This is a genomic window from Rossellomorea sp. DA94 (assembly GCF_029834455.1).
GTDB lineage: Bacteria > Bacillota > Bacilli > Bacillales > Bacillaceae_B > Rossellomorea > Rossellomorea vietnamensis.
Genome location: NZ_CP122397.1, coordinates 4,235,269 through 4,261,959 on the forward strand (window position 1 = coordinate 4,235,269; position 26,691 = coordinate 4,261,959).

Sequence of the window (26,691 nt, forward strand, 5' to 3'; positions counted from 1 at the left end):
ATCATCCATACTGACTTCCCTTCCTCCCCTTGGTTATCCTGTATCCCTTCACTTCTACTCTATTAAAAGACAGCAAATAGTTAATAATGCCCAAAAAAAGAGCAAGCGATAGAATGAACGCTTACTCTTCCTCATACACTATTTCTCCATTCAGGTACGTGGCCACAACTGACAAATCCTCCTTTAAAACAACCAGATCCGCATCATATCCGACTTCGATTCTCCCCTTACTTATATCTTTTCCTATCGCATACAACGGCCCTTCCGAAGCCATGTAAACAGCGTCCTCCACCGGTATCCCGCAGTTCTCCACGACATAATTGATTCCCTTCTCGAGCGTTATCGCACTTCCCGCTAAAGCCCCATTTTTCAGGGTCACTTTATCCCCCGTTTTCACCAATTCCTTCCCCCGAAACGAATATTCCCCATCCTCCAAATCGTTATAGCCGGTACAGTCAGAAATGAGCAACATTTTCTCCTTCCCTTTTATTTTATATAAAAGCTCGATCATGTTCGGGTGCACATGTAGTCCATCGGTAATGATTTCGCAGGCTAATTCTTCGTGGTAAAGTGCTGATGCAGCCGTCCCAGGTGTCCGGTGATGGACAGGGCTCATGGCGTTGAAGGTATGCGTGACCTGACTCAACCCATGCTTGATCGCGACACCGATTTCTTCCATGGAAGCTTGTGTGTGTCCGGCCGAAATCCGTATCCCTTTTTCAACCAACTCCTTAAATAGAGAGACATCCCCGACTTCTTCAGGTGCTAACGTGACAATCGAGATCAAGTCTGAAAATGGCCCTATGATGTCTCTTATATCTTCTTTTGAGAATTTCTTAATAAGAGATTTATTCTGTGCCCCGGGATATAACGGACTGATCCAGGGGCCTTCGATGTGAACACCAAGCAGTCCGGAACCGGTTGAAGTCTTCTTTCTGAATACTTGGGCATGATGAAGAAAATCCATCAGTTCAGAAGGTTCCGAGGTCCTGGATGTGGCAAGAAAAGAGGTGATACCGTAACGTGGCAATCTTCCCGCTATTTCATCGAACACACTGGCCCCATCCATGAAATCATATCCGCATAAGCCATGGATGTGTATGTCCACAAACCCTGGACATATGACACCATTTACGCGATGTACGGGTGCATCAGGAACTGACTCCCCTTCTCCGACTGACACAATCTTTCCATTTGATACCCCGATTGCTTTATCCTCCAGCCGGTGCCCCCCTGTGATGATGTCCCCTCTTACATATTTCATATATTTCCCTCCAAACGAAAGAAAGGCTGCCAAGGGACCTGTCCCCCCGGCAACCCCTCTACAGGTTTACACTCTTTTTCAATCGACTGGATTCATAGGCCGCCAGCGCCACTTCCAACGCCTTTAAACCGTCGCGTCCAGTGATGGAAGGTTCCCTTTTCTTCTCCACACAGTCGACAAAGTCTTTAATCAGTCCATAATCCATATCGTTTCCGTAAAATACGTGACTCAAGGACCGGTTTTCATTTGTGAACAGCCTGAAATGCTCTTTGAATGCATCGGCCTTCACCGTCTTTTTCGTGCCGATCACTTCGATGGTGACATCCCCCCACATGGGGTATTCAGAGAACCTCGACCAGCTTGCATCATGGGAAGCGATGACCCCGTTCTCAAACTCCAAGGTAAGGATACCGGCATCGTCAATATCAATGGTATGAAAATAGGAATCAACGATCGCGTGTACCTCTTTCACTTCTTCCCCGAGGTACCAGCGCATGATGTCCACCATATGGACGGTATGGTCAAGGACCGCCCCGCCTCCCGATTGTTCTTCATCGATGAACCACCCCCCGGGATTCTGCCCGCGATTGGTGGTACGGAAAGCGACGATGTCCCCCAGCTCCCCTTCATCGATCATGTTCTTCAGCTGAAGGATCGGTGCGCTGAACCGAACAGGAAAAGCCGTCTGCAACAGCACCGCTTCCTCTTCACAAACCGATATCATTTCCTCTGCATCCTCCACAGTTGTGGCGATCGGTTTTTCACAAAGAATATGCTTCTTAGCCCGGGCCGCCTTCACGACCATTTCTTTATGCCGGTTGTTTTCACTGCAAATGATGACCGCGTCCATTTCAGATGCCAAAAATTCATCCTGATCTGCAATATAATCCGTTTGATACGATTGTGCAGCTTTCTTACCCCGTTCTTCATTGTCATCATAAATTCCGACGAGCTCCACATTGGGCAGTTTCATGACACTATCCGCATAGCTGTAAGCATGCATATGGGCAAAACTCATCATCCCGATTTTCATCTCCAGCCACCCCCGTTCAGAAGACTCCGGTACTTATTCAAAGACTGAAGCAACCCATCATCCGCAGAATGGGCACCAGAAAGAATGGCATCCACGCTGTAGGAAAGAGGCAGGGTCGTAAGCCCATCAGGCGTAAGAGGAGTCATCTCATCACTGTCAAACTCAATAATCCGTTTAATCCCGCTCCACTCAAACTCGATCTTCTCTCTCTCACTTGCAAACGTATACTCCAAATGCCCCATCGTCCCCCCACCGAAATCCACCGTCAAGATGACATGAGAGGGACGGACCTCACCCCTGGTCCTTTTCACCATTGCCTCGGCTGGTTCCCCCACTAAAGCAGAAAGCACGAATAGGTCACCAATCATGACCGAATCGCCTTCCTCTTCAAGTACCTTCCTTCTCATCCGGAGAACCCCACGCGGTTTTTCCTCCGACTTCATCCCTTCTTTTATTTTTTGAAAAAAAGGATAAAGTTCAAGGTCAAAATAGACAGACACATCGCTTAAATCTTTACAATCATCCGCCAATTCGGAAGGAACAAACAGGCGGACATCCTTTCCACCAAATCTCCTCTTATCGAAATCCTGCGAGGAGAGGAACACGGTCTCATTTCCATCCGGTTTTATCTCCGATGATTTCGTAATAGGGGCATCTGTCGTCCATTCATCTATTTTATCCAGTCGTCCGATCACTACATTCCCCATAGGAACCTCCTATTTCAATAACGTTTTCAAACGATTGACGGCTTCTTCATTCGCAGATTCTGCGTCATCGAAGCCCTCATATTCAATCGATAGCCAGCCTCTATAATTCTCTGATTTCAATCCCTGTACGATATAAGGCAAATCGACTTTTCCATCCCCGGGTACGGTTCCAATCAGCTCCACACCTTCTGTAGAACGGAACCCCTTCAGCCCTTCACCGGACTTCTTTTCCCTGAAATCCTTGAAATGAACATGAACGATGTCCCTCTTCAGCCTGTCGAATGCTTCCTGGGGTTCTTCATGGACGAGCAGGAAATTCCCTGTATCAAAGGTTGAACCCACATAGGGACTATTCACTTTTTCAATGATTTCCTTTACCTGTCCGCTTTTCCCGGCCAAGAGTCCGTGGTTTTCGATTGCAAGGAAAACCTTCTCTTCTTCCGCCTTTTTGGAACACTTCTTCAGCCCTTCCACAATCCACTTCTGACCGTCTTCATATGTCAGGTTGCCGTGGAGATCTCCGCAGAATACACGCACAATCTTCGTCTCCAGTGCTTTCGCCACTTCAATCCCATTCAGAATCTTTGCCACTTCTTCATCACGCTCTTCTTCTGTTTCTTTCACAAAGTTATTCGTCACATCATAGGCCGAGACCACTAAACCATTCTTCTTAACGGCTTTAAGGACCTGATCGATTTCCTCCCGTTTATCCTCACCGCTACTCCAGTAAAAATCGAGGAGCTCCACTCCATCAAGGGAGATGCGTTTCGCGTATTCAATAAAATCAAGGATGGACCAGTTTTTCTTTTTAATGGTAGAGGCCAGACTGTACATGCTTACACTTATATTCATCAATTTCCTCCTCCTTCTGATAATTGCTTCGAAATGAACGCAAGCTTTTTTTCATCATGGAATGAGTTCATTTCATGGGTGAACTGGGGGTATACTTCTATCTGTTTCTCGATTGAACTCAACTGATTAAAGGCCGCGAACACAGTGGAAGGTGGCGTAACCGCATCTTCCATCCCCACCCCCATCAGGACAGGGCACGTGATGCTCTCACAAAAATGAAGACTGTCGATCATGCCTAGAGTGTTCTTCACACTATCCTCTGAATCGTATTGAGGATCATTCCATTTAAAATAATCCACGATTTCCATATAGGGTCCTTGTAAGGCAATATCAAGTGCACGGTCGAAATGGGTGAGGAATGGCCAGTCTGATACCACATAGTCCAGATCTCCCTCGAGTCCTGCCGCAACAAGGGCAAGACCCCCTCCCTGAGAAGAACCCATCACACCCAGTGTTGTCGGGATCACAAGGGCTTCAGCCGATTTCACCCACTTGAGCTGGACAAGGATGTCCCGGTACACATTCGTATAATAATAGGTTTCATCATCAAGAATTCCATGCAGCATCCAGCCCGGAATCCTGCTTCCATTCCCGTATTTCGCATAATCAGGGGAAGTTCCCTGCCCTCGCACGTCAAAGGAATAGACAGCCATCCCTAGTGCTGTCCATTTCAAATAATCAGAAGGCAGGCCGCAGCTTCCCGTATATCCATGAAAGCAGACGATCACTGGACATTCCTTCATCCCCGCGGGCTTCACCAATAGGCCATTCAACGGGGTCCCATCCCAGCTTTCAAGGACGAGATCGATCACCTCCACAGAAGGAACCGGGTATGCCCTTGGTGAAGAATGGATGATAGGATGTACACCGCTCATTCTTGCTTTTTCCCGTGACCAGAATTCCTCAAAATCCTTCGGCCTGCTCTTTAACTCAGGCTTGTATTCACGTAATTCTTCCAGAGGGAAATCTCCAACCTTCCTCCCCATGCCTCTTCACCTCCAGCTAAAATGGCCACTCCAGTTCAAACCCATCCTCCTCTAACACCTGCTGGAAGTGCTTCAATAATCGCTTATCTTCCCGGACTGTTTTCGGTTGAGTATGATGTTCCATACAATAAGCAACCAGCGCCCCACACGCCTCACCGATGTTCCATTCGACGGGGTGCAACCGGTAGCAGCCGTTCGTAATATGAGTCGTTCCGATATTTTTACAGCCTGCGAGGAGGTTATCTGCATCCTTAGGGAGGAGGGCACCCAACGGGATATAAAATGGCAGTGCTTTAATATCGAGATACGTCTTCCCTGCCATGCTCGGATGGAGATCGATGCTGTACGATCCGATTCCGACCCTGTCCTCAAATCGCTTACCGGTCTTCCCCTCATTGAAATCAGGTGATACATCCTGCTCCACAATCGTATACTCGGCTTTGATCCTTCGTGATTCCCTGATATAAGCGGCTTTCGCCAGTCCATCGTCTGTCTCGAAAAGGTCCTTTCTCAACATCAATCCCGGATAACCCTTTCCTCCATCAGGCCGCGGAGCTTCCGTTTGGAGCCAGTAGAGGAGAGAAAGGCTGAGCTGCTTCCCCTGATACAGATTCTTTTCCTTCTCTTCGTCAGATACTTCATAGATATTCCCTAAGAAGTAATCATTCTGCGGCCAGTTCATGAGCGTGACATCGCCTGCCTCATAACGGGAATGAAATTGACTCCGGTCAAAGATCCTCCGGTACTCCCATAACGGGAACCCATCCTCTTCCCTGAAAAGTGTATATGTCCGTTTTTCCTTTGTGATCGGGTGCGGAGCATAAAAGCTCAACAATTTATCCGGCCAGATATCAGGGTGAAAGTCCCGCCAAAAGGAGTACATATCAGGTTCGGGTATCGTATGGTCCTCCCCTTCCCTGTATTCCATCCCGAGTACATAAGTGAAAGCCTGGATATCAGAAGGATCCGCTGTTTCCAAGGCATGGGGTTCACCCGTCTCCGATTGTGCTTCTGCACCTGTCACATAGTCCATGCCTGCAAGAGGCAGTAAGTCCCCCGCTTCCGTCGCGTCGATATAAAACGAGGCTTCAATCTCTTCATGGACTCCTGTCTTTTCATTCACCAAGCTGATCTTCTGCACGCGCCTGCCTTCTTTGTGAACACCGCTGACCTTCGTATGCCGCAGAATCTTTAACTGGCCAGTCAGCACATAAGGTAAAAGCAATTCGTTTAAAACATGAAGGGTGACGCGGGGATCATGACAGATGTTACTGACGAGGCCGTTCCCCGGATTGAACCTCTCCCCGTACTTCTTTACCTCCATCGTGTTCAAGTAGGCTTTTCTCACTTTCTCACGGTAATTCCGGTACCTCTTCGTCCCGCCGAATTCCTCGATCCAACGATGTTCATCCGGCGGGACTCCTTGGGACGTAACCTGCCCGCCGATCCAATTCGTTTCTTCTGTCAGGATGACCTTGATTCCCTTTGAACAAGCCGCCAGGGCAGCTGCGCAGCCACCGAGACCGCCGCCTGCTATCAATAAATCCGCTTTCATTTACAAGACCACTTCCTTACCTGTTCTGGCCGATTCATACACCGCATTCAGCATCTTCATCACCTGGACCCCGTCCGAAACAGGTGCGATGGACTCCTTCCCTTCGATACAACAGGAGACAAAATGATTAATCTCATTATAGAAGGCCTTTGCAAAATCAAACGTCAGACTATCAATCTGCGGCGTCATATTAAGGATCGTGTCATGTTTCTCCCCTACGATGGATAATTCCGGTTCAATTTCTGCGCCTCCTTTGTCGCCGAACAGCTTCACGTAAAGCTCATCTTTTTTTGCCTGAAGGGTGAAGCTCACATCAACCATAAGTGAAGCCCCGTTCTCAAAACGGATGAGGGCATTGGTCAAGTCCTCCACATCATTGAGGGTCGGATCATAATCGGCAGCCTGATAGAATGATAGATTTTGAATATGACTCCGGTTCCCAAGCTTTGAGTAAGAGTTGCCGCTTACAGACACGGGCCGCGGCTTACCCATGAAGTACCAGCATATGTCGATCATATGAACCCCTAAGTCAATCAGGGGGCCGCCTCCTGATTTGGCATGGTCACTGAACCATCCCCCGGGATTACCGAGTCTCCGTAAGCAGGACGCTTTCGCATAATAGATCTCGCCAAGGTCACCATCATCAATGAACCGTTTGAGTAAGGCTGCATTATCACCGTGCCTACGTACGAACCCAACCTGAAGGATCTTTCCTGATTTCCCCGCGGCGGCTTCTACCGCCAACGCTTCGTCTACGGTCATGCATAAGGGCTTTTCGACGAGGACATGCTTGCCGCTTTCCAGCACTGCGATGGCGATCTCTGCATGGGAATTGTTCCATGTACAGATGCTGATTGCATCGATTTCAGTGTTTTTCAGCAATTCCCGGTAGTCAGTGTATAATTGGCTGACCCCATATAAACGGCCTTTTTCTGCCAATCTTTCCCCATTGAGGTCACATAACGCCACAAGCTCCACCTCTTCGTTTGCAAGGTATGGCTTGATATGAAACTCGGAAATCGATCCCGTTCCCACTACGCCTACTTTTAGCATGGCACTCTCTTCCTTTCGAAACTTATTTGAAATGTATTTCCTGATCCTGTTTGGAAGAATCATAGATTCCCTTTAATAGCTTCAACACTTCATAGCCGTCTTCCCCATCAATCATCGGCTTTGAACCCGTTCTTACACACTCAATGAAATGGTCGATTTCATCCTTGAAGGGTGAATGGTCTTCGTATATCGGGTGCTGCCTGCTTAGTAATCCATCCATTTCGGTGAAAATAGTGAATGGTGACAAAGTGGCTCCACCTTTGTCACCAAGCAATTCAATCTTGATCCCGTCGTCTTCTTCACCGTTCACCGCCCAGGCAATGTCCAGTGACAGGACGACACCGTTCTTAAAACGGATCCACGCGGACCCAAAGTCTTCCACATCAAATACATTTTGCTTATTCAATTGCCTGTTGCTCGATACCCAGCTCGATGTATAGTTCGTATCATAATTCCCTAAACCAGAGACGGTCTTTCCGGATATGCTCTGCACCTGTGGACTTCCCATCAGCCACCAGGCCAGGTCCAGGACATGGACACCGATGTCCATCATGGCACCTCCCCCTGATAAGGATTGATCCGTGAACCATCCCTTGGGGGTCCCCCTTCGCCTGAACAGCTTTGCTTTCACAAAATAAAGATGACCGAAATCACCTTTATCCGCATAGGCTTTCAAAATTTGAACATCCCGTCGAAAGCGGTGGGTCATTCCGACCATCGTCATCACTTGACGCTCTTTGGCAAGCTGTAAGTACGCCTTCACTTCTTCCAGGTCCGTTCCGATCGGCTTCTCCATGAACACATGGATCCCTTTTTCTGCACACTTCATGGCGATGGGGATATGGGTGGAATTAGGGGTACAGATCATAACCGCATCCAGTTCGACCTTCTCAATCATCTCTTCTACCGTGTGAAAATAGTTCTTCACGCCATATTTCTCTGCAATGGTCTTCGCCCTTTTCTCGTCCACATCCACCACAGCAGCCAAGACAGCGTGTGAAGACGCATTCAAATGCACAATGTGACTGGATTCAGCAATCGATCCCAGTCCGACCAAGCCGATCTTTATGTGATCTTTCATTCGATCAACCCCTTACTTTGAGAAATCAATCACATTTGTTAAGGTTGTGGATTTCTTATTCATTAAGGCTTCAAATGCCTCAGTTACGTCACTGAAGTTCACTTCTTCTTTAATGAAGGAGCTGACATCGATCCGTTTCTCACTGACCAGGCGGATATATTCCTCTATGTTTCTCCCTTCCGTCCAGCGAACAAATCCATAAGGATAATCGACCGCTTCGGCTTCATATACCTTGTCATACCTGCCTGGCCCCCCCGCCCGGGAAATAAGCAATTGCGCCTCTTTACTGAACATCAAGTTCCGGGGAAAGTCCGGTTCGATATCACCGACAATGACGACCTTCCCTTTGTTTCGTATCCATTCCAAGCTCTGCCCGGTCAAGGGTGATCGTTTCCCGCCTGCGCATAACAGGACCGCATCCGCTCCATTCCCATTTGTACTTTCCGCAATGGCCTGCTTCATTTCTTCCATAGAAGAAAATGATCGTATATTCGCTTGCTCCTTCACCATAGTCGACCGCTCTTCATGGAGATCATACGCAATGACACGATAGGAGGCGGCATTGGCAATCTGGGCAATCATCTGACCGAGGAGGCCAAGCCCGACGATCACAGCCGTTTCACCAAACTGCAGATCGGCTATCCGAAGGGCGTGGATGGCAATCGCGCCGATCCCGGCAAGTGCCGCTTCTTTCGCCTCCACGTTCTGAGGAACCTTTGCAAATAATGTCTTCGGAACAAGCAAATACTCAGCGTGCTGTACATAAGGGGCGCCGTAAACCGCAACCGGGTCCCCCTTTTGCACACCCGTGATGCCGCTTCCCACTTCCTCTACCACTCCCATGGCGCTGTAGCCCAAAGTGATGGGTTTGTCTGTACTGTTTTCAATGATCGTTAATTCCGTCCCAGGTGAAATGGTGGAGTACAGCGTTTTAACCAGCAGGAAATGAGGCTTCACTGCCGGCGTTTCGTCCTTCACTACTTCCACCCGTTTGTTTTGTGCGATAATTTTTCTCATTGTATGCCTACTCCCTCTGTTCCATTTATCTACTGGGCCAACCATTTGGTAAGATTCTCTTTCACAAAGTCATCGTCATGCAAATGCGGATACGCTGCATACACCCGGTCGATTTCTTCCATTTGATTGGGGCTCAGCTCTTCCTTATCCAGTAAGCACCAGCGTCCTTTCATCAGACCCTGCCTTGCCAGGACCTGATTGATGCCTGCGATGCTTCCCCTGAACTGATTTCTGGCATCAAAGAAGGCACCATTGGCATCGGTGACCTCCTGAGCCAGAGTCAACATCCTTTGGGGAATGGCATCGTGAAGCTGCCATTGCTTGATTTCCTTGAATAATTCCACTGCCCGTTTCGTCCAGACAGACCAGTGACCCAACAGGCCACCTACAATTTTCTTCTGCCTCTCCGAATCACCGACCTTGAACTGATAGGTCGTCAGGAGGTCATTGACGATATTATCGTCATTCCCTGTATAAAGGGCGATTTCATCCCTTCTCTTTGAATGGCAGACGGCCCGGACGACTTCGGATGTCAGGTACCGGTCGAAGGGGGCAAGCTTGACGGCATATACATTGGGAAGCTCTGCAAAGGCCCTCCAGAAATCAAAGGAGAGCACCCTTCCTCCGACGGCAGGCTGCAGATAGAACCCGAACACGGGAATGATTTCCGCCACCTTCTTCGATCTCTCCAATAACTCTTCCTCTGAAAGGGAGACGAGCCCTCCCATGCTCAAGAGCCCTAAATCATAGCCAGCGGCTTTACTGAACTGTGCTTCTTTAACCGCTTGCTCAACGGGACCGCATATCCCCGCCACTTTGATGAAGGAATCAGGCACGCCCCCATTCCGGATTTCTTCCATGGCAAGCTTCAATACTCTTTCATATAAACCAAACCGGGGATCCCGGATTTCAAACTGTGTCGTATGTACACCGACTGCAAGGCCTCCTACACCTGAATCGATATAATACCTGGTAAGCGCACGCTGACTCTTTTCATCCAACTTTTTATCCCTTGACAAGGCCAGTGGATGGGCAGGGATGAACGCCCCTTCGTGCAATGCTTTTTTGACCGATGATGGTAACATTTAAAACGCTCCTTCACGCTGTTGAAAATGCGTCGGTTTATTGTAGGTCACTCCGTCCCGCTCCACCCAATCAGCTGTCCAATCGATCATCTGCTGCATGGTGACCTTCGGATATCCGAACAGCTTATGAGCCTGGGACGCATCATTCAATAATGCCGTAGATTGCTCCACATTCACGAAAGACACGGGCTTATTGAACCGCTTCGCAAATTCTTTCGCGAGCCAGCGGACGGAAATGGTTTCCGGACCCGTCACATTCAGGATTTTCGGCGGGGAATCGGTGAGAATCAAAGATCGAATCGCATATTCATTCGCATCCCCCTGCCAGATCACGTTCACATTCCCCATCGTGAGATCGACGGGCTGATCATGGTATACCTGCCTCGCCACTTCGAGTAGGACACCGTACCGGAGATCGATCGCATAGTTCAACCTGAATATCAGCATCGGAGTATGATTCTTATGGGAGAAATACGTGAGGACGCGCTCCCTTCCCAGACACGACTGTGCATATTCCCCGATCGGATTGACGGGATTCGTTTCAGAACAATGGCTGCTCACGACCTCGGTCAAAGGATAGACATTTCCTGTAGAGAAAGCGACAATCCGCGAATCCGGAAACTTCTCCGCGAGCCTCCCAGGAAGATAAGCGTTCATCGCCCACGTAAAATGCTCATTGCCTGTGGTACCGAATTTATTCCCTGCCATATAGATGATGTTTTTCACATGGGGAAGCGTCTGTAAATCTTCATCCTTCAATAAATCCACAGAGATCGTATGAATCCCGCTTGCATTAAGTTCATTTCGTAAATCGGGAGTGGAAAATCTTGAAACACCGTACACCTTTTTATTCAAACCTGCCTGATCAATGGCCCGTTTCGCAAGCTTCGCCAATGTCGGTCCCATCTTGCCACCCACACCGAGGATCATGATATCGCCATCGACTTTCCTCAGATCATTCACCAGTGCCTGGGATGGTTCTGTCAAAAAGTCCTCTAATTCATTGATTGTTTTCATCAAACCACTCTCCTAAATCGTTAGATTGAACTTTCAGAAAATTACTTATCAACATCTTATGAATCTCATTATTAAAAGACAAGTCTTTAATGAGTCTTTAAAGATTGAGCTTCAAAACAATTCACACCATTGATTTTTGACAATTCAGATAATTACCAGTATGATAATGATAAAAAGACATGTCTATTTAAAAGTATCTTTTAGGGGATGAGTTTATTGAGAAGTACGAAACCAATTCATGACAACTCTGAAATCAACATCGGGATCATTGGCCCTGAAGCCCTTGTCGATCAAATCAAAGTAACCTTAAAGTCATTTCCGAACTTCAAGCCGTTTTTTGGAATCATCAAACCCGGGAGTGTCATTGCCGAAGTGGTCAAAGAATTAATGTATGATGTGGATGTTCTCATGTTCACGGAATATCATGTATACCATCTCGCGAAGCAGTTTCTGGACTTTTCCATCCCCGCCCATCCCATACCTCTAATGGGAACCGGCTTATACAGATCCCTGTTCCTGATCAAAAACAACCACGGGCTGAAATGTCTTTCCATTGATACGATTGAAAAGAAATATGTCGAAAAGACACTGGTGGAACTGGTGGAAGAAGATTATGAATTAATGGTGTTCCGGCATCATTCCAAAACACCTTTGATCAGTGACATCGTCTCTTTCCACGTTGAAAATCATGAAATAAAAGGCGCCATCGCCCTGACAGGCATCCAGGAAGTCCATACACTTCTGATGGAAATGAAGATCCCGTGCGAATGGGTCACACCCACCCAGCAGGATATGATCGTGTCCCTCGAACGTGCCCTTCTTGCAACGGAAACCCGAAGGAACAAGGAATCCCAGATCGTGTTCGGGTTGATCAACGTGGATGATTTCAAAAAAGTGACGGAAAAGTATCATTCGGAACATGATGTCCAATTGTTCAAGCTGAACATCCAGCAAATGCTCCTCGATTACATAAAGCAACTGGATGGTCATCTCATCAACCTTGGCGGGGAGGAATACTCCTTCATCACCACCCGCGGTATTTTCGAAAGGGAAACACGCGGCTATAAATTCATCCCCCTTCTTCAGGAGACGAATAATGCCATGGGAATCACCTTAAGCATCGGGGTCGGCTTCGGGATGACGGCAGCCGAAGCGGGCAGTCACGCACGGCTTGCATTAAGGCAAGCGAAGGATTCCGGCGGCGATGTCTGTTATATCGTGAGAGAAAACAGGAGCGTCCTCGGCCCCGTTGATATTACGACCAACACACAGTATGAGCGATATGATCTGGCCATCACCGATGCGGATTTATTGGACCGGGCAGAAAAGGCCGGGATGTCCGCTTCCTATATGACCAAGCTGATGGCCAGGGTTGAACGGTATGGAATCGTGGATTATACAGCCCAGGAACTGGCATCCACCCTGAACATCACAGTGAGGAGCGCCCACCGGATCCTTCTGAAATGGATGGATGCCGAGCTCGTCGACATCGTCGGTGAGGAGAAATTGACACATAAAGGCCGACCGCGACGCATCTACCGGTTAAGCTTTACGATGGATGAAAAGGTACAATAGAATTCAGGCTTCCTGAATTCTATTTTTATTGACCAGACTTTAGGGAAACCTGCATGCCTGTCTCCCGGCTTTCATTCGCCGCTTCGATGAAACGGATGACTTCAAGCGTCTCACATAAGGGCACCCTCGTTACACCGTCCTGAAAGAAATCCATGATCTCTTCTACTAAACTCGCATAAAAAGGCTTGCTGTCAGCCTGTATCCCCACATACTCCGTCCCCTTTTCAAAATGAACAAGGGCTCCGAACTGATGATTCCCTGCACGATTCCCCCTCACCGTCCCAAACCTTCCATCTTTCCAGCTGGCCACAATGCTGTCATGTGTATCATTCGAGAAGACCGTGACACGGTCCGCCCCTTCTCGTAGCAGGGTATAAAGCATCTCGATGGAATGAATGCCATACCAGAAAAATCCCGGCTGTGTTTCTTGAAGCTCCATGGGACCAAAACAATCGGCACCGATGATTCCTCCGAGATCGCTTCTTTCCGCCACCTTTCTCAAACCTTCTGCAAACCTTAGAGCCGATGTGCTCATGATCGGTGTGTGGTGACGCTCCGCTAACCGAACCATCTCCACAGCGTCTTTCGTCTTCAAACTAAATGGTTTATCAATGAAAATCGGTTTCTGATACACGACCAGTTTCCGTAATTGCTCGAGATGAACGCCCCCATCAACGGATTCCAGCAAGATGGCATCCGTCCCCTCGACTGCCTTCTCCAATGAATCGGCGATTTCCACGCCATATCCCCTGACAGCTTCCGTGAACTTCTCAATTCTTGAAGCACTAAGTTCAAGGTGAGGCGATCCACCGGGAAACGCCTTCACCACTGTCCCGCCCCGGACATGGTGCAGATCATCAGGCTCATTTAATAATCGGGTGAAAGCGACCGCATGAGATGTGTCCAGCCCAACCATTCCAATCTTCAAATCTTCCATTCTCTGCACTCCATCCCCTATTTAATCCCGGACATTTGAATGCCTTCGGTGAAATAACGTTGAAAGAATAAGAAGATGAGGAATGTCGGAATGAAGGACAGGGTCGAACCGGCCATTTCAATTCCAAAGTTCCCTTCCTTCCCAAGGATCGAAGCCAAACCGACCGTCACCGGGAACATTTCTTCCCGTGTCATATAAATCAATGGCTGAAACAAGTCATTCCAGTTAGAGATGAACGAAAACGTACCGACGGTCGCTACAACCGGAATCGATAAAGGCAGAATCACTTTGAAAAACACCTTGATATCATTTGCCCCGTCAATCCTTGCTGCTTCCTCCAGGTCATTAGGAATGCTTTGAAGGAACTGTCTCACGAGGAACACACCCATGATCCCCCACAGTTCAGGAACGATCAGGGCCCAATACGTATTGATCCACCCGAAGTCCGCAAACATGATATATTTCGGGATGATGAGCAATTGCTGGGGGATCATGATGACGGCCATGAACACCCAGAAGATGATTTCCCGGCCCGGGAACTTCTTCTTGGCAAAAATGTATCCGAGGATCGCACAAAAGAACATTTGGCTGAACACCGGTACAATTGTAATCACGACCGAGTTGAAGATCCATCTTAGGAAAAGTCCGTTTCCAATCAGGTACGTATAATTACTCAAAGTCGGCTCATCGGGTATCCAGAACAACGGATCCAACAAGGCATACTGCATATCTTTGAATGAACCCAATGCCATGATGACAAACGGCAAGAGGAAACAGAATGCCAATACGGCTAAAGCGATATATTTAATGATTTTTCCCATTTTCCACACTCCTTTTCTCCTACGATCAATAATACTTCGTATCCTGTCCCATATACTTTCTCTGGATGAGGGAAATGACAAGGATGATAAAGAACAATACGTAGGAAAGAACCGCTGCATAGCTCAAATTCAACCCTCCGAAACCTTGCTGATACAAATAAAACACAATTGTGGTGGTCGCGTAATTCGGACCCCCGCCTGTAAGCAGGAAGGTGGAGTCAAAGATCTGGAACGAACCGATCGTCGTGATGATGGCGACGTAAAAATGAATCGGCTTCAGTAAAGGAAATGTGACCGACCAGAACATCCGGAAAGGTGTCGCCCCGTCGATTTTCGCCGATTCATACAGCTGCTTATCGATGGATTGCAAGCCGGCGAAGTAATAAATCATCGTACTCCCGGCCACTTTGAAGATACTTAATCCTGCCAGGACAATCAGTGCCTGACTGGAATCCGACAAGAACAGCTGCGTATCGATGCCGATCAGGCTCAAGAGATAGTTCACCATCCCTGATTCCGTTCCTCTGAACAACCATCCCCATATCCCTGCGATGATGACAAATGAGGTCACCACAGGCAAAAAGAAAATCCCTTTAAAGATTCCCTTCATCCATACACCCGAATTGATGATCAAGGCGAGAATCAATCCAAGGGCCATCGTTGGAACGATATAGTACACAGAGAATAGAACCGTATTCCAAATCGCTTTCCACGCAAGTTTATCTTCTAAAAATCGCATCCAATTCTTCATTCCTACAAATTCAGGGTCCCCGATGATCTTCCAATCCAAAAATGTCAGAACAAAACTGAAGGCAAACGGGAATATTTGAAAAATCAAGAAATGAATCAATGTCGGAATAAGAAAAATATAGACGATGGCATTCCGGTCCCATTCACGCTTGATCCGTGATTTCAAAGGCATTTTTTTGTTTTTCACTCTCAGCTCACGTTTTACCGTTTCTGTACTTATCAGCTTCATCACCTTCTTCTTATGTAAGTTAGGAAACAGAGAGCACCAATCTCTAAAGAGATCAATACTCCCTGTTCCGTACACCTATTGTTTAGCAAGTTCCGCTTTGATTGCTTCCGCTGCGGCATCGGCCGCTTCTTTCGGCGATTTCTTCCCGGCCATCATCGTTTGCACTTCAGCCTGAATTCCCGGCATGATCGCACGTCCAATCGGATGGATGACCCCCGGTTGAGCATATTGTGTGTACTCAGCAAGCTGACTTAGATATTTCTGATCATCAAAGATATCCTTTGCCGATTCACGTGTCGGGATATACTGTGTCACGGTGTTGAACTTGCGTTGGTTTTCTGCATTGGTCACAACTTTAATGAATTCTGCCGCGGCATCCGGATTGTCACTGTTGGACGGAACCACGAACATTCCCGTCGTACCGTAAGTTGCCTGTTCTTTATGCTTAAGCGGAGGGGCAATGACGAAATCCATGCCGCTCTTTTGAAGATTGGTTAAAGAGATTCCCGATCCCTGAACAGCTAACATCTTCCCGCCGTTCCAGAGGGCATCATGTTCCATGGCCGTTACGGAATCTTCCGGAATCCAGCCTTTTTTATACATATCATTGATGAAAGTGAATGCTTCGACACCGGCTTCATTATTGATTTTCACTTCATCATCCTGAGTGATGACCTCTCCGCCTGCCTGCCATAGGAATGGATACAGAGTCCCGTTCATGGAACCTCCACCCTGATAGCTCAGTGCGTAGAAGCCTTTATCCTTGGCTTTTTTAGCCCAGTCAGAGAACTCATCCCAAGTCGCTGGCAGCTTTTCAGGATCTCCACCGATTGCTTTGATGACTTCTTTATTGTAAAAAAGAGTATAGGCTTCCTGAAGGATCGGAAGGCCGTATGTTTTGTCCTTCCATTTTGTCGAAAGAAGTGCCGTATCAACGAAATCATCCATATCGTTATCTTTTATATATGGATCAAGCTCGAGCAGCATCCCTTCGTTTGCATATTGAGGCATTTGATCCGGGATCGCGTAGAAGACATCCGGACCGTTATTGGCGGCTAATGCCGTCAATACTTTTTGATCTCGATTTGCCCAAGGGATGGTTTCAATTTTCACTTTCACATCAAACTTATCTTCGTAGGAGGCAACGATCTCATCCCACATCTTTTTCTCTTTATCCGCATCCCCTGTGAAAGGATGGACCCAAACTGTGATTTCACCTGAGACTTCTCCATCCCCTGCTTTCCCGCCTGCTTTTTCATCTTTCGAACTACAAGCGGCTAATAAGACGAGCCCCATGACCAGTAGTAAGAGAAACGATAATTTCTTCTTCATGAATGATCCCCTCTTCTTTTTTATTTTTTTATAAATAGGCCAAACCGTAACGCGATTTGCTTTCCACCTCCTTGTGATTCTGCATCACCACCTTGTAAAACGCTTTCATATACTCTGTTGCTTGCTGCAGAATAAAAAAACATTTGATTACTTTTGAATAATTGTTAAAATATTCATAACCTTTACACAAGTCTAAAACGTTTTTGATTAACAGACAAGTCTCTTAATTGTCTTTAATAGGAAATGGGGAAAATAGTATCGGTTGGTTTATATGACGGATGAAATCTTTGAAAAGGGGTGAGAATGATGGGCGGCTGGGAAAGATTTAATGCGATTGTGTTTGTGATGTTGAAGCTTGCTTATATGAATATTCTTTGGATATTTTTTACTGCATTGGGGCTTGTCTTGTTTGGATTTTTTCCCGCGACGATCTCTATGTTCACGATTGGACGGAAATGGTTGAAGCGTGAGGAGCCACTCCCCATTTTTCATACATTTTGGCATACATATAGAAAGGAATTTTTAAAGAGTAATGGATTTGGCCTTATTTTCATCGTGATCGGATATGTGCTGTATTATGATTTCACCTTTATCGGACTGAATAGCGGGAAACTTACCTTCCTCGTACCGGTACTCGTGCTGATCCTGATTGCTTATGTCATCACCCTGCTGTTTTTCTTCCCGGTTTATGTGCATTTTGATCTGTCGTTCTTCAGGACCTTCAAGCAAACATTACTGATTGCCTTAACTTCTCCTTTAGAAGCTGTTCAGATCCTTCTTGCCTCCGGTCTGTTATATGGGGTTGTGAATCTTCTGCCAGGGATTACTCCTTTCTTTACCGGAAGTGTCCTTTCCATAGTGGTGATGTGGATCAGTTTGAAGGCATTTGAAAAAATCGAGAAAAAGAAAAGAAACGTGTTTGAACAGCATCGAGAATCATTATGAAGCCCCCCTTCCGCCTCTATGGCGGTTTTTTTCTGAGGGAAAATCACTATGTAGGTCTTCTGACCCATCTAACATTACGACGATTTAAAGACTTGTTTCCATGGTTCTAAATCGATAAAAATAGGAATAACAACAGCCGAAGCTTTCTTAACAGTTAAATAGAAAGCGCTTACTTTACGTATTTAATAGGATGATGGGTGAAGGAGGCGGGGAAAACGTCAAGGACTTGAATTGAATAATTAGAGGAGATGGGTGAATGAAAAGGAACATGAAAGTACCAGGTTTTGTTTCATTGATTTTGATCATGATGATGGGAGCGATGTTTACGCCGGCAGGAGCGGCAACAGCCGGTACCACTCCTTCATTTGGTGAACCGGTCAAGCTCGGGGATCCCATTCAAAGCGTTGCCGTATATGACTCTGCCTACGGTAAGGAAAATGGACACGATGTCATGTATACGACGTCTTCCGGACACCCTGCCATTTTCCAGGTAGTAGATCTGGAAACCGAGGAAGTGCTGAGGACGTATCCTCTTGAAGGCACCGGTGCCGTTTGGACTCATATCACGGTTCCGAATGGAAATGTCTACATTGGTGGGAACGGGTATTTGTATGAGTATTCCCCCGAAACACAGGAAGTGAAGAACCTCGGTGGCATAGGCGAAAGTGTCGTGTATGGATTATCATATGATGAAGAAGGACGCGTCTATTTCGGATCTTATCCAAATGCGAAAGCAGGCATGTATAATCCCGCCACGGGTGAAATGACGGATTTTGGGAACGTGGCTCCGAACGAAAGTTACACCCGGTCCACAGCCTATCACGACGGGTATCTGTATCTCGGTGTCGGCGTCGATAACTATCTCGTCAAATTGAATGTGGAAACAGGGGAGCATGAGAAGATTCCCCTGCCGGATCACGTCATCCAGGGGACAAGCGTCTGGCAGCTGGACGCGTTCGGTGACTATATTGTGGCCGGGGTCGGTGGCGGAGATAACTCCCTCTTATTCTATGACACGACGACAAACTCATGGGAAGACACCTACTACGAAAACAATAAAGGTCTGCGCCTCATCCAAGGTCTCCCGGGCAGTAACAAAGCCTACTTCCAGCAAGGCGGCCGGATCATGGAAATTGATTACGAAACACTCCAGGCAACGGATACCGGTGTCCGGTTCGGTACCTTCATCCGGAATACCTCTTGGGTGGAGCTTGAAGGGGACCCTGATTTTCCCGGCTATTCATTGGTGACTGTCCAATTCGCCGGACAAGTCACATTCATGAACCTGGAAACTAAGAAAGTGAAAACGATCCAGTACCCGGTAGTTGGCAATCCGATTCCGATCCAAACCCTTGAAAAAGGACCGGACGGCAATATGTATATGAGTGGATATCCGGGTGGAAAAGGGGCCGTATACAACACGACGGAAGAATCATCTGAAATGTTCACCCTTGGACAGGCTGAAGGCATGGTCGCCATGGGAGATCATATGTACTTCGGTGTCTACACCGGTGCAACCATATATGACCTTGATACAACCAAGAATACCATCGCACCGAAGCAAATCTATGATATCCCCCATCAGGACAGACCGTTCAAGATGGAAGCAGTGAACGGTAAACTCTACATTGGCACGATACCTGACTATGGGAAATTAGGCGGATCTCTCACCATCCTGGATCCTGCCGCAGTTGAAGACACGAAAGTATTCGAAAACGTCATTCATAATCAGTCGATTGTCGGACTGGCAGAGCAAAATGGAAAACTATATGGATCCACAACCGTTGCCGGTGGACTCGGCATCACTCCGACTGAAGAAGCAGCCAAACTATTTGTCTGGGATTTAGAAAAGAATGAGAAGATAACGGAATTTGTTCCGGATATCCCAGGGCTTGATTACCACCCGAACATGATCAGCGGGATGAGTGTCGGACCGGATGGCTTATTATGGTCTGCAGCGGACGGAACGATTTTTGCCATGGACCCTGATTCTCTTGAAGTCGTGAAGAGCAAAACCATTTATGAAGGGGTAAAAGACTACGGAAGATGGCGCCCGATCCATATCCGCTGGGATGACAACGGGGTGATGTATACCACCTTAGCCGGTAAGCTGACAGCGATCGATCCAGAGTCCTTCGATTATGAAACCCTTGCCGTAACGGAACTGGCCACAATCGGGGATGACGGGGACATCTACTATACTTCTGAAAGCCGATTGATGAAAATCGACGTGCTGGAGTATACGTTGGAATCTGCAAGAGACCTGATTCAAAAGGAAGCAGCAGATGGACAGATCAAGCATTCAGTCGAAAAACAACTGGTCAACTCCCTTACACAAGCGATTCATCACCGTGACAAAGGGCATACCGATCAAGCAAAGAAGCATCTCCAGAAAGCACTGGATCAGTTTGAAAAAGCCAAGGATTCAGATGTGACAAATGACTTGAAGGTCAAATTGGCTTTAAAAACGATTGAGCTGTAAGGCTACAAAAAACAACCCGGATGGTGCGTGTGTGCACCGATTCCGGGTTATTTTTTTCCGAACGTCTCCTTCATCCGTTTCACTGGATCATCTTCCATGGTAGAATCCCATTCCAATACTTGTCCCGCGTTCAGCAGTTCTTCCTTCAACCTCTGATAGTCGATATCCTGAACAGCAGCTGCTTCATTAAAAGCAAGGGACACAGCCGCCCCCACCGATTGCCCGATGATCATGAACACCGGCTCCATCCGGATGGAGCCATAGGCGATATGGGAGCTGGACAAACAGACCGGCACCAGTACATTCGTACATTCATCCGCTTTTGGCCGGACGGACCGGTACGAAATGGGATACGGTGAAATCGGGATTTCCACATCCCCTTCATTCACGCACCTTCCATCAATTACGACCCGTCTGCAGTGATGGGAATCCATTTGATACGAAGCCAAGCCGATCGAATCTTCCACCTTCGTTTGCCCGAGGCAGTTACGATCCGTCATGACATAGTCCGATACCATCCTTCTTGCCTCACGAATATACAACTGCGGCGGCCAGTGACCTGTCTGCTGGAATTCATCCCTAGGCAAACCCCATCCACCCACCTCATTCCGGATGGATTCAGGGACCCGCTCATCATGACTTAAGAAATAGAGCATACCAAGGTCATAGTTGACATGCTCTTGAAAAATCCTTTCCCTCGTTTCATAATTTCCATCCGGCCACTCATGATTCATCCCGATGTAATCGGTGGACACCGCTCCATGATTATTCAGATCAGACTTGCCGTTCGGCAGCATGATGTGGAGCTTCATCGCATCCCACACCCCTGCTTGAATATATCTTATCAGGAGGGAATATTTCTCGGAATCATACGATGGAGGTTTTGGAATGGGAATACGATGATCGGTATCGTTCGTTAAACAGATCCGAAAGTTATACGCTTGAATCCGGTGATCCCCCTGCCCTATATCTAACGTCCGTTCTTCCGGTTCCGTCACCCCGTGAAGCAGTCCGCTACCGGGATCACCCTCTACGACATAAGGATCCACACGGACTTCAAACTTATGATGAGGTTCGCCAAACCGTACGCCATTATAGGTTTCATTGTATGTGGCGTTCGATTCCCGGCCAACGGCATAGGACACATCCGCCCTTGCCATGATATCTCCTTCGTAGCTTGCATCCACGAAATAACTGCCTTCAAACACCATCCCGTTTTCCATGAGGATTCTTTTAATCTTCCTATCCTGCATCACGACTTTTTCCGGGTGCTGGTTCAGATAGACAGGGATCTCATATTCGTTCAGCCAGTCAGTAAACACCGAACTCGCTGCCTTTGGTTCAAACGTCCACTGTTCATCTTTTCCATAGTACTCTCCGATTCTCCTATAGAATTCCCTGGACAGACCTCCAATCGCCTCCTTGGCACCGAAGTCCGTCGCACCCAGTCCACTTGCCGTCATCCCGCCGATATGACGGCCGAATTCAGCAATCGCCACGGTCAGACCCATCTTTTTTGCCTGAATGGCACAGGTGATGCCGGCAGGAGTCGCGCCGTACACAATGAGATCCCTTGTGATTCTTTCATCCCTTTTTTCACTCTTCCGAGACTTGTAATAATAAAGATTACTATAGTCCATGTACGTCGCCCCCCTGCTCCTGCCACTCACGCTTACACTTCCTGACAGCTTTCTTTACATAATGGAAGTAAAACTGAAGCATCTCCTCAGGCGAAAAAGAGGCAAAATTGTCTTTGGTTTGAAGGGCAAGCAACTCCTTCCCAACCGTCGGTGTCCGTTTTTCCAGGAAATCCAGCACATCGTCCAAGTAGGTTGTGACCTTCTCCCTTTCCTCAACCCCATTGACTTTTTCAGGATCTACAACCCTGGCCGGGAATAAAGGGACATTCCAGAACGTGTGGGCAGACAGGATCTTCTCAAGATCAATCAGAATGGAGCGATATAGGTCTTTCTCTTTTCCAAAGGTTGAAAAATAAGAGTTTACCAGACCCTCATAATCCTTCCCCCAGCTCAATCCAGCGTACATATGATTATTGATCTGATGAATCCATTTCCAAGGATAGCCCGCCGTGATGCCTGAATCATACCGTTTGATATGACACGGTACGATCAAGTTCAGGATCCCATTCACGCCCAGCTTCTTGTAATCTTCCATATCCTCTCTTATCCTGTTGAAAAGCGGCGGGAATAGTTCACTTAACATGAAATGATCGCTGTAATATTCAAGCACGGTAAAGGATTTATCCTTTTTCGCTGTTGCCGCTTTCCAATCCAGCAAACTGTCCGTCGCCCGGCTTTGTCCTTCTCTTCCTGAATGAATGGAATGCGAGTAATCCCTGCCCCAATAGGCATATAAAACATCCACATCCTGAGAGACCTCCGTCCCTTCACTCCGCTCAAGCATATTCCACTCAAGCCCCGCGTTATAGACGATATGTTCAACCTCGACATCCAGGTCTTTTAATGCGGACTTCAACTTTTCCGTAAATGTGATGTACCCCGGCATGAATTGAGCATAGTCATCCTGATGTATCCCGACATCTTCCGGCCAGAGGGACACCCTTGTCACGACCGGCGATTCTGAACATATCTCATAGATCCGCTCAATGACGGTCTCTTGACTGCCGGGATCCTTTAAAAAGTGGGTCGCCTGATTTTTATTTTCATTTAATAGGAAGGATAAGCTGTGTCCCCCAAGAGTGACATTCATACTTCGCTTCACGAGCTCCCCTTCAATATACTTCTTCACCTTATCCCACAGAAAGAAGGTGAAGAAGTATTCATTCAATCCATTCTTCGCTCCCCAATCGATCAGGCGGTATATGTATATTGGGTCATCGATAGTCTCGATGATGTTGCCTCGTCGAGAGAACAGGGGGTGTTGAACGCAAGTGGCCTCTTCTAATTGGCGGTTTTCTTTTTTCTCATCAAAGTGAACCCACGAATATCCTAATTTCTTTTCACATACATGATACACGCCGTATAAAACCGATCGCTCTTCTTTGCCTATGATCCAAATTTCCTCCCCCTTATCAAGGACCGCAAACCCTTCTTCCTTTAAAGACAACGGGGTTTGAGAATAAGGGAATGATTGATATTGCTCCTCAAGCATCAAATAAATGGTTCCCGGGTGCTTATCACCGTCTGCTTCCATTCTCTGAACCTCTAACTCTATTCCACTATTTCTGTACAATCTCCGTAATTCCAGAGCAGCGAAACGAATGGTCATGTGCTGGCTATCGTATGCGATGGTTTTCAGTAGAATCAACTCCTTAAGGGGTGCCCCACTTGGCACATTTCTATCTATTAAGATAACGTTTGGGGAGGGTCGTTAAAATGTCTTTAAAACATAGGAAAGGGGGCCAGGTTTTACCCGGACCCCTAAATTAGATTTACTCTATTCTTTAATTAAATAAGAGCTTCTTCACCTCAACCTTATCATAATAAACCGTCCCCATAGCATAAGAAGTGGTAAAGCAGATCACTCTAAGCGTCACAGCGTCCTCTGGTGCCTCCGCCGTAATAGATACCTTCTGCCATTTGTTTAAACCGGTATCTGTGTGAACTGGTTGGTTGTAGACTTCTTTACCGTTAGCATCGTAGAATCGGACCATGAAACTGCCGGTCCCTTCTTTAATAAAGAGATTGGTGGATGTTTCAAAAACTTCTCCTTCAGATACGTCGATTGGATCACTCATTAAAGCGACTGATTTATTTCTCGCCATATCCTTGATTTTCAAACTCTTTCTTCCATGTGAATGTTCTTCTCCGGATATAGCGTATTTTGCCTGATCATCTGTCTTGAACATAGATGTCCATCCTGGAATGGCATTATCTTTCATTGGTCTTTCGAAATGGTGATTCGTCACGGTCATCTCTTCTTTATCTGAAACCGTTCGAACTTCCATCTTATGAAGCATGGTCCGGTTTTCCCGGGAAGCATAGTACAAATCCCCATCCGGACCGACAGAAAAATCATACACCCGTGCCACTTGCTTACTTTCAAGAGTCTCCGGATCGATAGCGGTCAAATTTCCGCTGAAATCAGCATAAAGCAGTCCGTTTGACCATTCCAACTCAATCTTATTCCATGCTGAAAGTGGAAGGGATTCATATAGCTTCCGACTTTTCACGATTTCAAGAGTTTCAGGATCCAAAGCGAAGATTGTATCGATGGCTGCTCCCCATAAGAGTCCATCGGGACCAAAGGATAATTCCCCGATGGCTTCGGGCTTTTCGAGTCCTTCAATGGAGAGGGAAATCTCCTTGGTTTTTTCTTCGGTTTCGGTATTCCAAATGAAGATTTTCGCTTCTTCAGCTGTTGGATCAGCTCCAAGTCCGCCATTGATGGTGGTGGAACCATACACCTTCCCATCCCTGTAAACCAGACTGTTCACACTCTGGTCTTCCACAACATTCCGGAAAACTTTCACTTTATTGTCTTCAGAGGCATCCGGATCATATACCGTCAATGCTCCTCCAAGTTCACCATAGAATGGAATGCTGCCGATATAAGCTTTTCCGTCCCCTTCAATAATGGAGCTGATTCGATTCTGTTCCTCCCCTATAGTGAAGAGCTTCTTCGGATTATTGTCGGATGGCTCCTGTCCGGGGTCGAATTCCCTGATATCCCCTTCTGGATAAACCCCGAAGAGCAGCTTATCACCGAAAGTGGCGATACTATCTCCCTGTCCCATATTAAAAGGTGTTTTCGTCTTCGTGTCTGTGTCATAGATAGCTCCCTTTCCTGTCTGTACTCCACTCATATAAAGCTTGCCATCGGGACCCGTCTCAATCTTGTTAATAACGTTCGCCGTCCCTTCGGCTAATACCGGAGTCTTGATTGTCGTCTTCTTCTCCAGGTTCAAGATCGTGACATACCCGCTGAAATTGATGGTAACCAGACTTTTTCCCGGAAGATCTGGAGTTCCAAATTCCACCCAGTCCACTCCACGGAAGCCGCTGTTATATTCAATCCCTGTATCCTCGACGTTCAAAGTATTCAGATCAAAGGTTTGCAGCTTATTTTCTGTGTTCATGAAGTAAATCTTCCCGCCTTCAGATTGTTCTGGAACATGAAGACCACGTGCTTTCGGGATGACGACATCCAGCCACCTTTCTTCCTGTGTGTCATATACATAACCGTTGCTGGAAAGTTCGTAACGTGCGAAAAGGTAACGGTCATCAACCTTGTCCAAATCATAAATATGTCCCGGTTCGCCAATGGAAGCAGCGATATCTTCCTTCTCATCTGTCGACTTATTGTAATGAATGATCTTTCCATGACCTGTACCGGAGTATACATCATCCCCAATAACCGCCAGTGATCGAATATACTCCTGTGAAGACTCCCCGATCATCCTTCCGTAATCCTCGACTTCCCCATTATCTGGATCATACTGATAGACTTTCCCGCTTGGATAAGTCCCTACGTACACCTTTCCCTGATCCGATGTGATGGAAAATGGGAACGTCTCCCCTGCAAATGTGGCAACGACCTGGGCACTGTCCCCACCAGGTGAATACTTCCACAGTTTCGCCCCTCCTCCGATCGTAGCGATGTATAAATCTCCATTTGGGAGGACCTCATGAGCCCACGTATTCTCCGCTCCCTCGAGTGGAATGACCCTTAACAGTTTCTGAGCTTCGATGTCCATGACATTCAGCTGTGCCGGCAAACCTTTGGTCGTGGTGTACATCACCGGCTTCCCGTCCTCAGTCCCTACCGCACCGTTGAAGATACTGACAGCATCCATCAATGGGGTCAAGAGCTGTTCCGGTTTCCCGAAATAGGTGGAATCAAGCTTGCTGACCGCCTCCGCCTGAACCCGCTTTCCGTTCATGGCTCCAGGTAGCATAAGGAATAAAATCATTATACTTATAAAAACTTTCTTCAATGTTTTCTACCTCCTTCTATACATGGAATGAGTGATCCATTTCATTTCCTATA

The 26,691-nt window shown here is 47.1% G+C and carries 21 protein-coding genes; 3 read left to right on the forward strand and 18 right to left on the reverse strand.

The window, feature by feature from the left end:
- Positions 1 to 121 precede the first annotated feature (121 nt).
- The 11 genes from nagA to P8596_RS21985 are packed head-to-tail and all read right to left on the reverse strand — an operon-like array spanning position 122 to position 11,650.
- Complete coding sequence (gene nagA, locus P8596_RS21935; protein WP_279725124.1) at positions 122 to 1,264, reverse strand: N-acetylglucosamine-6-phosphate deacetylase; 1,143 nt, start codon at positions 1,262 to 1,264, stop codon at positions 122 to 124.
- Positions 1,265 to 1,322: 58 nt separating this feature from the next.
- Positions 1,323 to 2,297 carry a Gfo/Idh/MocA family protein gene (locus P8596_RS21940; protein WP_279725125.1) on the reverse strand — a complete coding sequence of 325 codons (975 nt, stop codon included), beginning with the start codon at positions 2,295 to 2,297 and terminating at the stop codon, positions 1,323 to 1,325.
- Complete coding sequence (locus tag P8596_RS21945; protein ID WP_279725126.1) at positions 2,294 to 3,004, reverse strand: hypothetical protein; 711 nt, start codon at positions 3,002 to 3,004, stop codon at positions 2,294 to 2,296. The genes P8596_RS21940 and P8596_RS21945 overlap by 4 nt, the downstream gene beginning before the upstream one ends.
- A gap of 9 nt (positions 3,005 to 3,013) precedes the next feature.
- Positions 3,014 to 3,856, reverse strand: a complete 843-nt coding sequence (locus P8596_RS21950; protein ID WP_279725127.1) for a sugar phosphate isomerase/epimerase family protein — start codon at positions 3,854 to 3,856, stop codon at positions 3,014 to 3,016.
- Entirely contained in the window at positions 3,856 to 4,842 is a 987-nt protein-coding gene (locus tag P8596_RS21955) for an acetylxylan esterase (protein WP_279725129.1), read from the reverse strand. The genes P8596_RS21950 and P8596_RS21955 overlap by 1 nt, the downstream gene beginning before the upstream one ends.
- A 16-nt stretch (positions 4,843 to 4,858) precedes the next feature.
- Positions 4,859 to 6,397 (reverse strand): FAD-dependent oxidoreductase, encoded by a 1,539-nt coding sequence (locus tag P8596_RS21960; protein ID WP_279725130.1) that lies wholly within the window; start codon positions 6,395 to 6,397, stop codon positions 4,859 to 4,861.
- Positions 6,398 to 7,450: a Gfo/Idh/MocA family protein gene (locus tag P8596_RS21965; RefSeq protein WP_279725132.1), complete on the reverse strand. Its 1,053-nt coding sequence runs from the start codon at positions 7,448 to 7,450 to the stop codon at positions 6,398 to 6,400.
- A gap of 22 nt (positions 7,451 to 7,472) precedes the next feature.
- The gene (locus tag P8596_RS21970) at positions 7,473 to 8,531 is read right to left on the reverse strand and encodes a Gfo/Idh/MocA family protein (protein ID WP_279725133.1); all 1,059 of its coding nucleotides are present in this window, start codon (positions 8,529 to 8,531) and stop codon (positions 7,473 to 7,475) included.
- 12 nt (positions 8,532 to 8,543) lie between these two features.
- Positions 8,544 to 9,548 (reverse strand): zinc-dependent alcohol dehydrogenase, encoded by a 1,005-nt coding sequence (locus tag P8596_RS21975; protein WP_279725134.1) that lies wholly within the window; start codon positions 9,546 to 9,548, stop codon positions 8,544 to 8,546.
- Between the two features lie 29 nt (positions 9,549 to 9,577).
- Positions 9,578 to 10,633 carry a dihydrodipicolinate synthase family protein gene (locus P8596_RS21980; protein WP_279725136.1) on the reverse strand — a complete coding sequence of 352 codons (1,056 nt, stop codon included), beginning with the start codon at positions 10,631 to 10,633 and terminating at the stop codon, positions 9,578 to 9,580.
- Positions 10,634 to 11,650: an NAD-dependent epimerase/dehydratase family protein gene (locus P8596_RS21985; RefSeq protein ID WP_279725137.1), complete on the reverse strand. Its 1,017-nt coding sequence runs from the start codon at positions 11,648 to 11,650 to the stop codon at positions 10,634 to 10,636.
- Positions 11,651 to 11,866: 216 nt separating this feature from the next.
- Here P8596_RS21985 and P8596_RS21990 point away from each other — a divergent pair, with 216 nt between their 5' ends.
- The gene (locus tag P8596_RS21990) at positions 11,867 to 13,225 is read left to right on the forward strand and encodes a GGDEF domain-containing protein (protein ID WP_279725139.1); all 1,359 of its coding nucleotides are present in this window, start codon (positions 11,867 to 11,869) and stop codon (positions 13,223 to 13,225) included.
- A 25-nt stretch (positions 13,226 to 13,250) separates the two neighbouring features.
- Here P8596_RS21990 and P8596_RS21995 read toward each other — a convergent pair whose 3' ends face one another.
- From P8596_RS21995 to P8596_RS22010, 4 genes are all read right to left on the reverse strand, one after another.
- On the reverse strand, positions 13,251 to 14,162 hold the full coding sequence (locus P8596_RS21995; protein WP_279725140.1) for a Gfo/Idh/MocA family protein: 912 nt from the start codon (positions 14,160 to 14,162) through the stop codon (positions 13,251 to 13,253).
- Between the two features lie 17 nt (positions 14,163 to 14,179).
- Positions 14,180 to 14,983: a carbohydrate ABC transporter permease gene (locus tag P8596_RS22000; RefSeq protein WP_159362969.1), complete on the reverse strand. Its 804-nt coding sequence runs from the start codon at positions 14,981 to 14,983 to the stop codon at positions 14,180 to 14,182.
- 25 nt (positions 14,984 to 15,008) lie between these two features.
- On the reverse strand, positions 15,009 to 15,962 hold the full coding sequence (locus P8596_RS22005) for a carbohydrate ABC transporter permease (protein WP_481900311.1): 954 nt from the start codon (positions 15,960 to 15,962) through the stop codon (positions 15,009 to 15,011).
- A 75-nt stretch (positions 15,963 to 16,037) separates the two neighbouring features.
- Positions 16,038 to 17,294 (reverse strand): sugar ABC transporter substrate-binding protein, encoded by a 1,257-nt coding sequence (locus tag P8596_RS22010; protein ID WP_279725142.1) that lies wholly within the window; start codon positions 17,292 to 17,294, stop codon positions 16,038 to 16,040.
- 303 nt (positions 17,295 to 17,597) lie between these two features.
- Here P8596_RS22010 and P8596_RS22015 point away from each other — a divergent pair, with 303 nt between their 5' ends.
- Positions 17,598 to 18,239: a YesL family protein gene (locus P8596_RS22015; RefSeq protein ID WP_279725144.1), complete on the forward strand. Its 642-nt coding sequence runs from the start codon at positions 17,598 to 17,600 to the stop codon at positions 18,237 to 18,239.
- A 256-nt stretch (positions 18,240 to 18,495) separates the two neighbouring features.
- Complete coding sequence (locus P8596_RS22020) at positions 18,496 to 20,721, forward strand: FIMAH domain-containing protein (RefSeq protein WP_279725146.1); 2,226 nt, start codon at positions 18,496 to 18,498, stop codon at positions 20,719 to 20,721.
- 47 nt (positions 20,722 to 20,768) lie between these two features.
- On the opposite strand, the gene P8596_RS22025 is transcribed toward P8596_RS22020, so the two are convergent.
- From P8596_RS22025 to P8596_RS22035, 3 genes are all read right to left on the reverse strand, one after another.
- On the reverse strand, positions 20,769 to 22,361 hold the full coding sequence (locus tag P8596_RS22025) for an FAD-dependent oxidoreductase (RefSeq protein WP_279725147.1): 1,593 nt from the start codon (positions 22,359 to 22,361) through the stop codon (positions 20,769 to 20,771).
- Complete coding sequence (locus P8596_RS22030; protein ID WP_279725149.1) at positions 22,351 to 24,036, reverse strand: alpha-glucuronidase family glycosyl hydrolase; 1,686 nt, start codon at positions 24,034 to 24,036, stop codon at positions 22,351 to 22,353. Before P8596_RS22030 ends, P8596_RS22025 begins: the two co-directional genes overlap by 11 nt.
- A 109-nt stretch (positions 24,037 to 24,145) precedes the next feature.
- Positions 24,146 to 26,638 (reverse strand): hypothetical protein, encoded by a 2,493-nt coding sequence (locus P8596_RS22035; protein WP_279725150.1) that lies wholly within the window; start codon positions 26,636 to 26,638, stop codon positions 24,146 to 24,148.
- Between the last annotated feature and the right edge of the window lie 53 nt (positions 26,639 to 26,691).

Coding starts and splice junctions, on each gene's coding strand:
- nagA (WP_279725124.1), bottom strand. CDS start 1,264: ATGAAATATGTAAGAGGGGACATCATCACAGGGGGGCACCGGCTGGAG.
- P8596_RS21940 (WP_279725125.1), bottom strand. CDS start 2,297: ATGAAAATCGGGATGATGAGTTTTGCCCATATGCATGCTTACAGCTAT.
- P8596_RS21945 (WP_279725126.1), bottom strand. CDS start 3,004: ATGGGGAATGTAGTGATCGGACGACTGGATAAAATAGATGAATGGACG.
- P8596_RS21950 (WP_279725127.1), bottom strand. CDS start 3,856: ATGAATATAAGTGTAAGCATGTACAGTCTGGCCTCTACCATTAAAAAG.
- P8596_RS21955 (WP_279725129.1), bottom strand. CDS start 4,842: ATGGGGAGGAAGGTTGGAGATTTCCCTCTGGAAGAATTACGTGAATAC.
- P8596_RS21960 (WP_279725130.1), bottom strand. CDS start 6,397: ATGAAAGCGGATTTATTGATAGCAGGCGGCGGTCTCGGTGGCTGCGCA.
- P8596_RS21965 (WP_279725132.1), bottom strand. CDS start 7,450: ATGCTAAAAGTAGGCGTAGTGGGAACGGGATCGATTTCCGAGTTTCAT.
- P8596_RS21970 (WP_279725133.1), bottom strand. CDS start 8,531: ATGAAAGATCACATAAAGATCGGCTTGGTCGGACTGGGATCGATTGCT.
- P8596_RS21975 (WP_279725134.1), bottom strand. CDS start 9,548: ATGAGAAAAATTATCGCACAAAACAAACGGGTGGAAGTAGTGAAGGAC.
- P8596_RS21980 (WP_279725136.1), bottom strand. CDS start 10,633: ATGTTACCATCATCGGTCAAAAAAGCATTGCACGAAGGGGCGTTCATC.
- P8596_RS21985 (WP_279725137.1), bottom strand. CDS start 11,650: ATGAAAACAATCAATGAATTAGAGGACTTTTTGACAGAACCATCCCAG.
- P8596_RS21995 (WP_279725140.1), bottom strand. CDS start 14,162: ATGGAAGATTTGAAGATTGGAATGGTTGGGCTGGACACATCTCATGCG.
- P8596_RS22000 (WP_159362969.1), bottom strand. CDS start 14,983: ATGGGAAAAATCATTAAATATATCGCTTTAGCCGTATTGGCATTCTGT.
- P8596_RS22005 (WP_481900311.1), bottom strand. CDS start 15,962: ATGAAGCTGATAAGTACAGAAACGGTAAAACGTGAGCTGAGAGTGAAA.
- P8596_RS22010 (WP_279725142.1), bottom strand. CDS start 17,294: ATGAAGAAGAAATTATCGTTTCTCTTACTACTGGTCATGGGGCTCGTC.
- P8596_RS22015 (WP_279725144.1), top strand. CDS start 17,598: ATGATGGGCGGCTGGGAAAGATTTAATGCGATTGTGTTTGTGATGTTG.
- P8596_RS22020 (WP_279725146.1), top strand. CDS start 18,496: ATGAAAAGGAACATGAAAGTACCAGGTTTTGTTTCATTGATTTTGATC.
- P8596_RS22025 (WP_279725147.1), bottom strand. CDS start 22,361: ATGGACTATAGTAATCTTTATTATTACAAGTCTCGGAAGAGTGAAAAA.